Genomic DNA, 12,269 nt, shown 5'->3' on the forward strand with positions numbered 1-12,269 from the left:
GCTGTCATTGTGTAGATCTGAAATCCATGCTTCTTCACATAGTTACAATACTCGCCTTGAAGGGAAAAAGAATGGCAATGCGAAACTCCATGTTATTAAAAAGCGGTATCCCGTTACTCATCATTCTAGTAGCAATTATTGCGGCAGCAGTGATGATTGGTGCGAAAAAACCTCCAGAGCAAAAGCCTGTTGAATCCAAGCCATTTTTGGTAGATGCCATGCAAATTAATAGTGAAGATGTACATTTCAAAGTGTATTCACAAGGAAACGTCATCCCCAAACACCAAACGAACATAAGCGCACAGGTTAGTGGCAAAATTGTAGAGGTGTCAGATACTTTCGTAGCGGGAGGGTTATTTAATGAAGGTGACTTACTCGTCCGACTCGAACAGGAAGATTATGCCACTGAACTGAAGTTGGCTGAAGCAGAGTTAGTGCAAGCAAATGCTGCCCTTACCGAAGAAAAAGCACGCGGAAAAGTAGCCGAGCAAGAATGGCGTTCAGTTAATTCTTCTATAGCGCCGGAGCTGGGCTTGAGAAAACCACAACTTGCCACTGCACAGGCAAATGTTAAAGCTGCTGAAGCGAAGTTTGAACGCGCCCAACGTAATCTTGCCAGAACTGAAATCCGGGCCCCCTACGATGGTTTAGTGGTTTCAAAAAATGTAGATCTAGGTCAATTTATTACCACCGGGGCAGTGATAGGCACGATTTATTCTACAGATGAAGCAGAGATTAGACTGCCTATCCCCGATAGCGATATGGCCTTTATTGATATAACTAGTCAAATAAAACAAGCTTCACCAGTAACGCTTACCGCGACAGTAGCGGGCAAAAAAAGAGCTTGGGAAGCGGAGCTTGTTCGCTCTGAAGGCATTTTGGATACAGGAAATCGTGTGATTTATGTCATTGCAAAACTTGATGACCCTTATGCCAGAAAAGATACAGATACAACGCCATTGCGGTTCGGCCAATTTGTAGAGGCAGAAATTACCGGAACGCAATCTCAACAACTTTTTGTACTTCCCCGCAACGTTCTTCGGCTGGACAATACAGTATTACAGGTAACAGATGACAGAAACGTAAAAATCAATCCAGTAGAAGTTGTCAGAACGAACGCTAATTATGTATACATCTCGTCGGGTTTAGATGAAGAAAGCCAAGTTATTACTAGTGCAGTACCGAACCCGTATAACGGCATGAAGGTGCGGCTTCCGGGAGATGAAGTGCCCACGAACGCGACTCCTGAAAATGATAAAGCTGATGATTCTTCAAGTATTGACGCACGCGAGGCTGCAAACTAATGGAAAAGATAGATACCCAACGTGGTGTAATAGCTTGGTTTGCCCGTAATTCAGTGGCCGCTAACTTGTTAATGTGGATACTGATCGTTGGCGGAATTCTAGGCGCTTTTGGTATTCAAAAGCAGATTTTTCCAGCATTTGATATAAATGTTATCAATGTGCGCGTGCCTTATTTGGGAGCGGCTCCCCAGGAAGTTGAAGAAGGGGTGATTGTTAAAATCGAAGAGGCTGTGAAAAATCTTGAAGGCATTAAAAAGATTACTTCCACTGCTACCGAAGGAATGGGAACCGTCAGTATCGAGGTGGAAGAAGACTACGATGTTCAGGAAGTATTGGACGAAGTAAAAGTACAGGTTGATGCTATACCGACTTTTCCCCTCAATACCGAAAAACCGGTCGTTTATAGACAAAAGATTCAGCAAGATGTTATTTGGGTGTCGGTTTATGGTGATGCTTCTGAACGCGAGTTAAAAGAATTTGCTAAAGATATGCGAGATACTGTGGCGAATCTACCTGGTATCTCTAGTGTAGAAGTGGTGGGAGCTCGCGATTATGAAATTTCCATCGAACTATCTGAAGCCGATCTTCAAAAATACAATCTAACGTTTGCTGAAGTCGTCAATAAGGTAAGGCAGTCCAGCGTAGACTTACCTGGTGGGTCGATCCGCACAGAAAACGGCGATATTTTACTTCGCACTAAAGGGCAAGCGTATACCGGCTGGGATTTTGCACAAATTGTGCTATTGAATGATAGCTCAGGCTCTCGCGTCACCTTAGGTGATGTGGCCTACATTAATGATGGATTCGTTCAGGAAAATCAATATTCAATGTTCGATGGCAAGCCATCGGTTAGCATGCGAGTTAGAGCCGTAGGTGATCAGAATGCGCTGGAAATCTCTAAAGCTGTAAATGGTTATTTAGAAAAAGCGGAAGAATCTCTTCCTGCCCATATTAACGCTTCAACATGGGGTGATAGTTCATTTTACTTGGCTGACCGTCTCAATATGATGTTAGAAAACATGTTATTCGGTGGGCTTTTAGTATTTTTAGTCCTGTCCTTGTTTCTAAAAATTAAACTCGCCTTCTGGGTAATAGTTGGATTGCCAGTGTGTTTTTTAGGCACGTTATTGGTTATGCCTCTCGATATGGTAGGGGTGTCGATAAATCTTTTAAGTTTATTTGCATTCATTTTAGTGCTCGGGATAGTAGTTGATGACGCTATTATCATGGGTGAGTCTGCTTATTCTGAAATTGATCGCAAAGGGCATAGTACTGACAATGTTATTGCAGGGGTGAAGAAAGTGGCCATGCCTGCCACGTTTGGAGTGTTAACTACTATCGCTGCTTTTTCTCCCATGTTGATGGTTTCGGGCCCATTTGGGGTTATCTGGAAAACCATTGGTTCTGTGGTCATCGTTTGTCTTATTTTTTCATTGATTGAATCTAAATTAATTCTTCCTGCTCATTTGGTTCATATGAATTTGAAGCCCTATGATCCAGCTAAGGCAAATAGGTTACAACGCTTTAGAGATATTTTTAGTGAGGGCATAAAAACATTTGTCGAAATGAAATACGCGCCGTTTTTGAAAAAGGCAGTAAAAAACAGGTACACAACGCTCGCAACATTTTTAGCTATGCTGATATTAACCATAGGATTATTTGGTGGGGGCTTAGTTCGGTTCGTATTTTTCCCCGATATTCCAAGTGATTTTATGATGGCAACGGTTGAGATGGAACCAGGTTCTTCGCTTTCTCAGCGGGACTCGGCTATCGATAGCTTACAACGTGCGATGCAGCGTATGGATGACACAATTAAGCAGGAAAGCGGTGAGGGTGTAGTAAAGCATGCTATAGCTTTTGACACAGGAAACCTTGGTGGACAAATATTTGTAGAGCTCACTAAGGGTGAAAACCGCGAGATGACTGATTTCGAGATTCATCAAAAATGGCGCGATGAAATGGTCGAGATTCCTGGTGTGAAGACATTTAATATAGGTTCTCCCGGAGGCCCTGGCGGTGGTGCAGACGTAAGTTTTGAATTTTCTTCCCATGATATCGAAGCGTTAAGAAGCATTAGTCAGGAACTTAAGGATAAATTAGCTACTTATGATGGTGTGGCAGATATTAATGATACATTCGCTGGGGGAAGTGATGAGATTCAGTTGTCACTAAAACCTCAAGCAGATGCGCTAGGCATCTCTTTACAGCAACTTGGGCAACAAGTTCGATATGGATTCTACGGTGCCGAAGTACAGCGCTTGCAAAGGGATGAAGAAGAAATCAAAGTAATGGTGCGTTATCCTGAGTCTGAGCGTAACTCAATCGAGCATCTAGAATCTATGCGGATCAGAGCCCCCAATGGTGACGATATACCGTTTGAAGAAGTTGGCGAAATGACGGTTGGCAAAGGGTTTGATTCAATCATACGGGTCGATGGTGACCGTTCTGTAACGGTGACCGCAAAAGTTGATAAGGGAATACTTGATCCAGGTGAAGTGACCCGCGATGTCGTCTCTAGTATCATACCTGAGCTAAAAGACAGATATCCGCAAGTTAAATTTCAATTACAGGGTAACTCAAAAGAACAAGGCGAAGCTATGTTAAGCTTGGCCAAAGGCCTCTTGTTTGCATTATTTGCGATTTACGCCTTGTTAGCTATCCCGTTGCGCTCTTATTCTCAGCCATTAATTATTATGTCAGTTATCCCATTTGGTATTGTAGGGGCGATTGTCGGACATCTATTACTCGGTAAAGCAGTAAGTGTATTATCCATATGCGGCATCATTGCCCTATCTGGTGTGGTGGTTAATGATAGTTTAATAATGGTAGATTTCGTAAACCGTGCCCGTAAAGAAGGACACAACTTGATTGGAGCTGCTATCAGTGCAGGTACGCAACGGTTCAGGGCTATTGTTCTAACCTCATTAACAACGTTTATGGGGTTATTGCCAATTGTTTTTGAACGCAGCTTACAAGCACAAATAGTCATTCCAATGGCAATATCGTTGGCGTTTGGAATCTTGTTTGCAACTGTGATCACATTGCTATTGGTCCCGTCTTTATACGTAATTCTCGACGATATCCGCGGTTTATTTAGAAAACGAACCAAGGAAAGTCGAGAGAGCAGCGAAACTGCATCTGTATCGAGTTAGCAATACCTGTATGGAATATGCGTGCTCCATCGCGTGTAAAAGGTATAAAAAGTTTGACAAGTCAACTTCGGAAAGGGGCTGTGGCTCTAAATCAAGCGAGATGCAGAAAGTTAGGTTTGAGAGGCAGTAATAATCTTAATTAACCATTGCATGAAAAGCCCGATAAGTATATCGGGCTTTGTGTTAATGACATTCAGTTGTCTATTATTTCGTATACACGCGAAAAAGCCCCGGCAACGTATGTATGACGGGGCTTTTGAATTCTAGGTAGTTATTGCTGATAAATTGACAGCTTACCGGGCACGATAGATTATGCGACCTTTGGTCAAATCGTAGGGTGTCATCTCAACCGTTACTTTGTCACCGGTTAATATACGAATATAATTTTTACGCATCTTTCCTGAAATATGGGCAGTCACAACGTGACCGTTTTCAAGCTCAACACGAAACATGGTATTTGGCAGGGTATCTAATACCGTCCCTTCCATTTCGATACAATCTTCTTTTGCCATTGAAAGCAGTTACCTCAGTAAGTCTAAATTTTTGCCGCGCAGACATTAACCAATATGGCTTAATGTGTAAAGCGGTTAGATGGATTTTTTATCTATTCTACACCATTTTCCGTCACTAAACCTCTCATGAGGGAAAAAACGTGTTTTATAATTCATTTTTTTACACCCCTCTACCTGATATCCCAGATACAAGTATGCTTTATTTAAACGAGCGGCATACTCGATTTGTTTTAAGATCATATAAGTACCTATTGACCGCTCCGCATATAAAGGATCGAAAAAAGTATACAACGCAGAGAGCCCCGAATGACCAAAATGATCTTCTATAATATCGGTTACAGCAACAGCAATGAGTTGCTCGTCGTTATACGCTTCGATAAATAAGGGCTGCTGCCATGAACACGTAATAAAACTATTGAATTGGTCTACGCTGGGAGGATACATAGTACCATCGGTGTGCCGCGTAGAAATGTAATTATTGTAGAGCGGATAGTAATTGCCTTTCGGTTTGTAACTCAATTCCGTGCCAATTGATTTATTGCGCGAAAGCACACGCTTTTGACTTTTGGTAAGGGCAAAGTCATTTACTGGAATCCTGATTGATTCACATGCCTGACATTGGGGACAGTGAGGGCGGTAGATTTGTTCACCGCTACGGCGAAAACCGACTTGAATGAGTTGCGCATAACGTTGGGAAATAAAGTTTTCGTTGCTTGCAAACACAAGCAATTGCTCATGTTGTCCTGGCAGGTAGCTACAGGAAAATGCCTGAGTTATGCCAAATTTCATGGTGTGATATCCTGTTTTTTCCATATCGCGCAAAAGGAGTCCAATAAATAGCCCTTACTGTCACAGGTCAGATTATTATCTCTTAACTCCCGTATGAATCGTTCACGCTTAATTGGCTTTGCCCCAAGGCTTGCTAAGTGGGGGGTAGGAAGCTGGCAGTCGATAAAGGCCAGGTCAAACTTTTGCATATGCTTTACAAGTGCTGACAGGGCAAGTTTAGAGGTGTCGGTTTTAGTATGAAACATAGACTCACCACAAAATATTTTGCCAATCGCCACTCCATAAAGTCCACCTACTATTGTATTGTCTTCCCATACTTCGACAGAGTGAGCCAACCCTGCCTCGTGCAGCGCTTGGTACGCTAACATCATATTTTCGGTAATCCAGGTACCGCTGAGTTCACTGCTGCCCGGGTAGCTACGAGGGATGTTCGCACAGTGTTCTATAACCGTCTTAAAATCCGCATCCAACGTAACCCGATACCGTTTCTTGTTTATCAATTTGCGTAATGAACGGGAAGTATGAAAATCCTTTAAATATATAATAGCCCGTGAAGAGGGAGACCACCAAAGAATTGGTTCGTCTTCGCTAAACCATGGGAAAATTCCGTGTGAATAAGCAGTAAACAGGCGATTTACGTCCAGACCCCCGCCGAATGCTAATAAACCGTCGGGGTCGTCTAGTGCTGTAGAGACATCAGGAAATGGTGTAGTAGGGTGTAGAAAAGGGATCTCAATCATATAGTATGAGTGGAAAGTAAGAAAGTTAGGCTAAGGCATATAGCCTTAGCCTATATCAAAATAAAAGCTATTGCTCCATTTTAATGCCATCGAGATATTTTTCAGCATCCAGTGCGGCCATACATCCGGTACCTGCCGAGGTGATAGCTTGTCGGTAGACGTGATCGCTGACATCGCCGGCCGCGAATACGCCCTCAACACTCGTTTGAGTAGCATTGCCGTTAAGGCCACTATTAACAATAATATAGCCATCTTTCATTTCAAGTTGACCAGCAAAAATATCGGTGTTGGGTTTATGTCCAATAGCGATAAACAAACCCATTATATCCAATTCTTCTTTTGCATCTGACTGAGTATCAGCAATACGAATTTTACTTACACCCATTTCGTCACCTAATACTTCATCAAGCGTGCGATTTAAATGAAGTACTACATTACCATTCTCAGCCTTATCACGAAGACGCTGCTCAAGTATTTTCTCACTGCGGAATGTTTCGCGGCGGTGAATGACATGAACCTCTGAAGCAATATTAGATAAGTAAAGAGCTTCTTCAACCGCTGTATTGCCCCCACCAACCACTGCAACTTTTTGGTTACGGTAAAAAAATCCGTCACAGGTAGCACATGCAGATACACCTTTGCCCATAAAGGCTTGTTCTGACTCTAGGCCCAGGTATTTTGCTGAAGCGCCAGTGGCAATGATTAATGCATCACAAGTATAAGTTCCATTGTCACCATGAAGCGTGTAAGGGCGCTTGGAAAAATCTGTTTTGTTGATGTGATCAAAGATTATCTCGGTATTGAACTTTTCTGCATGTTTTTGCATTCTGACCATTAGATCGGGACCAGTTAACCCTTCTGGATCGCCCGGCCAATTCTCTACTTCTGTCGTGGTAGTTAGCTGACCGCCTTGTTGGATACCCGTCAATAATACTGGTTCCAGATTAGCGCGCGCAGCATAAACTGCGGCTGCGTACCCTGCAGGGCCCGAGCCTAAAATTAGAAGGCGCACATGTCTGCTTTCTGCCATTTCTCTCTCCAAAAACTTTTTTACGTAGCTGACTCAAATTTGTGGGGCTGAATTTACCACATTCAATAGGGTATGCATATTTTCTCACGTGATTTAAAGGATCCCGATAGTGTCAACACATTGTATGCTTTTGCTATCGGAGTAAGGTAAGACCGGAGCGAAAACACGCTGTTTTTTTTCGGGAAAAGGCGTTGATGCCGATTAAAGTATACTCGCATATTAACAATAGTTATCTGGTATTACAGGTCGACAAATCACCACAGAGATGAAGTAAAAAGGATAAAAGCTTCCCATGCTAACTTTACAATTTTGTAATTTTTATTTTCTTTCTAAGCTATACTGCTCAAAATCGAGTACTATTAATTTGTATAATAATTTTTTCCTGAGATGGTAATAACTGCCATCATGTTTTATGTCGTAACGGGGTGTAGAGTGTCTCAATCTGTAGCTAACATTTTCCGCGATGGACAGGCTTATATGAATACCTGGCCAGTTAGAAAGGAACTTTATGCTTACTTTCCAGACAGTCGAGTCGTAGCGACAACCAAATTTGCTTTAAAAGTGATGCCCCCTATGGCGGTCCTTGCCAGTGCGATAATGATCAATACGTTTGGATACGAATACTTACCACAAGCCCTAGCTATAGGAGCATTTTTTCTAAGCTTGCCTATGCAAGGGTTATTCTGGCTGGGTCATCGTTCAAATCAGACGTTGCCACCTCAATTAAAGCAATGGTATCACAACATTCACGCCAAAATGAGTGCGCACGGTTGCCAGATTAGCGCACTAAAATCCCGTCCTCATTATAAAGAGTTAGCACAACTGTTAAAGGTAGCATTTGAAGATGTGGATAAGATGTTTACCCGAAACTGGTTTCAGTAACTAACAAAACATTGTTAGATGCGAGTTAGCATCGTACCAATTCTTGATGACATCGTTTGCAACGATAAGTTGCGCCTTTTTCTATTCGGTTATGACGGCGTATAGTTACTTCTAGTTTTTGACACCCACAAGTATATGCGAAAGTTTTCATACCTAAAGATGACAGGTTAAAGTTATGCGTAGTCGTTGCTTTAGCCCCAAAAACGGCCTCCATAACATTTCGCCACTCTTCGCCGTGAGGCTTTACCGTGACTGATTGTTTGCGCCATAAGCCCGTTTGGATAAATCGTTTTCTACCATAAACTTGAAATACAACAAGGTGAGCCACTTCATGAGGGATGACGTGATCAATATACTCTTGCCAATTCTCAACTAACAGAACAGGGTTAAAATTAATTCGGTTTTGTTGCAAAAATGCGGTACCGGCATTTTTACCTGAGCGTCTGAAGGATATTGAGGGGGGAGGGAAGGCCTGCTGAAAATACACTGAAGCCTGGTGCATCAACTCTTGCGTACGTTGATGCACCAAATCTATTTGTTCTTGGCTAAGGGTTATTTTACCTGGCATTGCATACACAGAACGTAAACGCCCTGTGGGTCATTGAGCTGGCTGACTACGCTGAACTCATTGACCACCGTTCTTACCATTCCTGCTAAGGCACTGTTTGAATTTGAAAACTGAAGCTTAGCCGCCCAGACCATAGCCTTGCCGAAGAACTCGTTCCAGAAGCGCTCCTGCGGACTGAGTGGACGCTCTACATATTGCGTATCAAACTTTTCCAATGATGCCAATTCAGCCGCTACCCTAACCGCGTCCTGAAGGTCTCCCAGTTCATCGACCAACCCAAGTTCCAGTGCGGTTTCGCCAATCCATACGCGTCCTTGTGCGATACGGTCTACTTTTTCTACTGGAATGCCCCTAGCGTCTGAAACCATATTAATAAAGCGTTGATAACTACTTTCTACGTTCTTTTGTAATATGTCGCCAAACCTGGGATCTAACGGCCGCACTGATGAGAAGCCCGTCAATTCCGTCGAACCTACGCCATCCGAACTAATGCCTAAGTATTCCAACGAGTTCTCGTATGTCATAAGCATACCAAAGACGCCTATTGAGCCCGTGATTGTGCTAGGCGAAGCGATGATCCTGTCTGCATTTGCTGAAATCCAATAACCTCCTGAGGCAGCATACGTGCCCATAGAAACAACCACAGGTTTACCCGAAGCTTGCAGCTGTAGCACTTCTTGGCGGATTATTTCGGATGCAAATGAGCTACCGCCAGAAGAGTCTACCTGAAGCACCACTGCTTTGACGCTATCGTCGAGTCGCGCTTTCCTTAGCAGCCTGGCGGTACTATCACCACCAATTGTTCCTGCGCGCTGCTCGCCATCTAAAATGGTGCCTTTTGCAACAACTATCGCAACCTTATCCATATTACTTTGCGCGCGCATGGGATTATTTACAACTCTGGAATAGGCATCAAAGGGCGTCACATTTATACCCAGTTCGTTATCGTCAGTGCCTACTAAGTTCACGAGTTCCAGACGAATTTCCTCTCGAGTGCGCAAGGCATCGACCCATCCATTCTCTAAAGCGTATTGGGCAAAGTCTCCCCCAGCCTGTTCAAATTTTTGTACCAAGACATCCAGCTTCTCATCAAAGTTATCTTTACTCAGGTTTCTAGCAGCAGCGACATCGGTTTTATATTGTTCCCAGTACGCGTTCAACCATTGTTCATTTGCTTCTTTAGCTGCGTTAGACATATCGTTACGTAAGAAGGGTTCTACTGCGGATTTATAAGTGCCTACGCGGAAAATATGTGTAGTGACTTTGAGTTTTTCCAACATATCCTTGAAATATAAGGCGTAACGGCCATAGCCCTCAATCAGCAAGGCACCCATCGGATTAAGATATACGTGATCAGCATGGGCAGCGAGATAATATTGGGTTTGCGTAAAGTAATCACCAATGGCATAAACAGGTTTGTCCGAGGACTTGAAGTCATCAATCGCGCGTGCGATTTCACGTAATTTATCCAGCCCGCCACTTTGCAGACCTTGTAAATCCATTACTAGCGCCTTAATTCGTTGGTCGTGCTTTGCGTTTTCGATTACCTTAACCACGTGGCGAACTAACACTTCGGGGTTTTCTTCTTCCTCGGCGAAAGCTTCTTCCATAAATTGTTCGAAAGGGTCGACGGCTTCTTTTTCAATGACCAAATTACCGTTAAGGTTCAGATAAAGTGCACTTCCATGCTTGACCATAACGGGATTCTTATCGCTGGAAAATACTACAATAATGCCGATGACAATGACTATGAAAATAACATTGAAAAATAGTTTCCGGCAGAAATTCAGTGCCGACCAAATGCCCACAAATAGGGACTTTGTCCAATTGCTACTGGCGCTCATACGCAATACAAAACCTCTTCGTACAAATATTGATTGTATGTTATCTGAATTACCAGGAATGGCGAACCTAAATTGTAATATTTTGTGAGCAATATATTCGCTATCGAAATGTTGACCCAATACCTTTACCAAGTTGTAACAATATGTAGTCGGTTAAGAGTTCAAAAAGGGTATCTATTCAAGGTGCACTGATGAATGAATACGGTAGACTTTCAAATCACCTAGCGTAGCTGTATTTTACTTTGTACTTTTTCTGTTTTATTTTTTATTTTTTACTTTTTACTTTTTACTTTTCCCCTAGAACGCTTTTTTTTCTAACGATTAGTGTTGCCTCTCTAACTAGTATTGGTTTGGCTAAATTAGCCCAGCATAACTTGTATAAGGAGGAGCCACGCGCATACCCTTAATTAACCCATATCTTATCAGATTAATATTATTATTTTTGCTCATCCTCTTTAAGCCACTTTTTTATTAACGTGGCAATGCGGCGATGTTCTTGTTCACTGAATAACATCAGCACATCGGACTTTTGACTGGAGTATTTTACTTTTCGATGTCCCTTTTGCATCAATTGGCTGAAGGGTGACGGTTTTTTCTTTTGCATAATTAATTGAAAGTTATTCGAGTAAGTCTCGTTCCTGATAATAGTACTTAACTATCTTCACAAAGGTTAAGTCGCCTGTTACTTATTGTGTTCTTATTTTTAGAGGACAGTACTGAGTTAAACAAGTTAAACCCTAAATTTTCTGAGTGAGAAAAAGTAGCATGTTACGCGGTGCATATATAAAATTTAAAAAATTATTAAATTACTTTAATGGCGTTCCATTATTACTGGTCCGCCTATACTTGGCACCAGTACTCATACAAGCAGGTTGGACTAAGGTGATTGGTTTCTCTGATACCGTTGCCTGGTTTGGTAATAGTGAATGGGGCCTTGGTCTGCCACTCCCTGAAATCTTAGTAATACTTACCATTTGTGCTGAACTAATTGGCGGCGTGATGATTTTGCTAGGCCTTTTTACACGTTTGGTCAGCATACCTTTGTGTTTTACCATGTTGGTTGCAATGATTACTGTCCATGCTGAGAACGGGTGGCTTGCTATTGCAGATAAATCGAGTTGGTTAGCTGATGGCACTCTATATTATGACAACGCGATAATGACCTCCGGTGATAAACTAGCGATGGCTAACTCTATCCTTCAGGAATATGGTCACTATGAGTGGTTAACGCAAAGTGGGAAATTTGTGATACTCAATAACGGCATAGAGTTCGCAGCTACTTATTTCATCCTGTTATTAGTTTTGTTGTTTTATGGAGGAGGGAAATACCTTAGTATTGATTACCTTCTGTCGCGACAAAAAATACAGTAAAAATGTCGTCCCTAAGTTATGGTCTTTTTAAACGAATCTGCGTAGGATCGATTTTTATATTGATTGGTTAAGGACCC

Annotated in this window: 11 protein-coding genes; 4 read left to right on the forward strand and 7 right to left on the reverse strand. The window is 42.3% G+C overall.

What is annotated here, in order from left to right; translation table 11 throughout:
• Window positions 1–77 precede the first annotated feature (77 nt).
• Complete coding sequence (locus OPS28_RS09565) at window positions 78–1,304, forward strand: efflux RND transporter periplasmic adaptor subunit (RefSeq protein ID WP_265609638.1); 1,227 nt, start codon at window positions 78–80, stop codon at window positions 1,302–1,304.
• The gene (locus OPS28_RS09570) at window positions 1,304–4,456 is read left to right on the forward strand and encodes an efflux RND transporter permease subunit (RefSeq protein WP_265609230.1); all 3,153 of its coding nucleotides are present in this window, start codon (window positions 1,304–1,306) and stop codon (window positions 4,454–4,456) included. Before OPS28_RS09565 ends, OPS28_RS09570 begins: the two co-directional genes overlap by 1 nt.
• Window positions 4,457–4,749: 293 nt before the next feature.
• Here OPS28_RS09570 and infA read toward each other — a convergent pair whose 3' ends face one another.
• The 4 genes from infA to trxB form a co-directional block, all read right to left on the reverse strand.
• Window positions 4,750–4,968: a translation initiation factor IF-1 gene (gene infA, locus OPS28_RS09575; protein ID WP_008844395.1), complete on the reverse strand. Its 219-nt coding sequence runs from the start codon at window positions 4,966–4,968 to the stop codon at window positions 4,750–4,752.
• Window positions 4,969–5,043: 75 nt separating this feature from the next.
• Window positions 5,044–5,757: an arginyltransferase gene (locus OPS28_RS09580; RefSeq protein ID WP_265609231.1), complete on the reverse strand. Its 714-nt coding sequence runs from the start codon at window positions 5,755–5,757 to the stop codon at window positions 5,044–5,046.
• A complete protein-coding gene (gene aat / locus OPS28_RS09585) occupies window positions 5,754–6,497 on the reverse strand; it encodes a leucyl/phenylalanyl-tRNA--protein transferase (RefSeq protein WP_265609232.1) in 744 nt (247 codons plus the stop codon). The genes OPS28_RS09580 and aat overlap by 4 nt, the downstream gene beginning before the upstream one ends.
• A 67-nt stretch (window positions 6,498–6,564) precedes the next feature.
• Window positions 6,565–7,527, reverse strand: coding sequence for a thioredoxin-disulfide reductase (gene trxB / locus OPS28_RS09590; RefSeq protein ID WP_265609233.1), 963 nt, complete (start codon window positions 7,525–7,527; stop codon window positions 6,565–6,567).
• Window positions 7,528–7,959: 432 nt separating this feature from the next.
• Between trxB and yfbV the strand changes: the two genes are divergently transcribed.
• Window positions 7,960–8,409 (forward strand): terminus macrodomain insulation protein YfbV, encoded by a 450-nt coding sequence (yfbV, locus tag OPS28_RS09595; RefSeq protein ID WP_265609234.1) that lies wholly within the window; start codon window positions 7,960–7,962, stop codon window positions 8,407–8,409.
• A 25-nt stretch (window positions 8,410–8,434) separates the two neighbouring features.
• On the opposite strand, the gene OPS28_RS09600 is transcribed toward yfbV, so the two are convergent.
• The 3 genes from OPS28_RS09600 to OPS28_RS09610 form a co-directional block, all read right to left on the reverse strand.
• Window positions 8,435–8,977, reverse strand: coding sequence for a SprT family zinc-dependent metalloprotease (locus OPS28_RS09600; protein WP_265609235.1), 543 nt, complete (start codon window positions 8,975–8,977; stop codon window positions 8,435–8,437).
• Entirely contained in the window at window positions 8,962–10,821 is a 1,860-nt protein-coding gene (gene sppA, locus OPS28_RS09605; protein ID WP_265609236.1) for a signal peptide peptidase SppA, read from the reverse strand. Before sppA ends, OPS28_RS09600 begins: the two co-directional genes overlap by 16 nt.
• A 436-nt stretch (window positions 10,822–11,257) precedes the next feature.
• A complete protein-coding gene (locus tag OPS28_RS09610) occupies window positions 11,258–11,425 on the reverse strand; it encodes a hypothetical protein (RefSeq protein WP_265609237.1) in 168 nt (55 codons plus the stop codon).
• A 161-nt stretch (window positions 11,426–11,586) separates the two neighbouring features.
• Here OPS28_RS09610 and OPS28_RS09615 point away from each other — a divergent pair, with 161 nt between their 5' ends.
• Window positions 11,587–12,192, forward strand: a complete 606-nt coding sequence (locus OPS28_RS09615; RefSeq protein ID WP_265609238.1) for an HvfX family Cu-binding RiPP maturation protein — start codon at window positions 11,587–11,589, stop codon at window positions 12,190–12,192.
• Window positions 12,193–12,269: the final 77 nt, after the last annotated feature.

This window comes from Alteromonas sp. ASW11-130 (assembly GCF_026183735.1).
Classification (GTDB): Bacteria; Pseudomonadota; Gammaproteobacteria; order Enterobacterales; family Alteromonadaceae; genus Alteromonas.

What these genes read in the sequence shown, in the direction of transcription:
- aat (WP_265609232.1), bottom strand. Translation starts at nt 6,497, where the DNA reads ATGATTGAGATCCCTTTTCTACACCCTACTACACCATTTCCTGATGTC.
- OPS28_RS09600 (WP_265609235.1), bottom strand. Translation starts at nt 8,977, where the DNA reads ATGCCAGGTAAAATAACCCTTAGCCAAGAACAAATAGATTTGGTGCAT.
- OPS28_RS09570 (WP_265609230.1), top strand. Translation starts at nt 1,304, where the DNA reads ATGGAAAAGATAGATACCCAACGTGGTGTAATAGCTTGGTTTGCCCGT.
- OPS28_RS09615 (WP_265609238.1), top strand. Translation starts at nt 11,587, where the DNA reads ATGTTACGCGGTGCATATATAAAATTTAAAAAATTATTAAATTACTTT.
- OPS28_RS09565 (WP_265609638.1), top strand. Translation starts at nt 78, where the DNA reads ATGCGAAACTCCATGTTATTAAAAAGCGGTATCCCGTTACTCATCATT.
- OPS28_RS09610 (WP_265609237.1), bottom strand. Translation starts at nt 11,425, where the DNA reads ATGCAAAAGAAAAAACCGTCACCCTTCAGCCAATTGATGCAAAAGGGA.
- trxB (WP_265609233.1), bottom strand. Translation starts at nt 7,527, where the DNA reads ATGGCAGAAAGCAGACATGTGCGCCTTCTAATTTTAGGCTCGGGCCCT.
- sppA (WP_265609236.1), bottom strand. Translation starts at nt 10,821, where the DNA reads ATGAGCGCCAGTAGCAATTGGACAAAGTCCCTATTTGTGGGCATTTGG.
- infA (WP_008844395.1), bottom strand. Translation starts at nt 4,968, where the DNA reads ATGGCAAAAGAAGATTGTATCGAAATGGAAGGGACGGTATTAGATACC.
- OPS28_RS09580 (WP_265609231.1), bottom strand. Translation starts at nt 5,757, where the DNA reads ATGAAATTTGGCATAACTCAGGCATTTTCCTGTAGCTACCTGCCAGGA.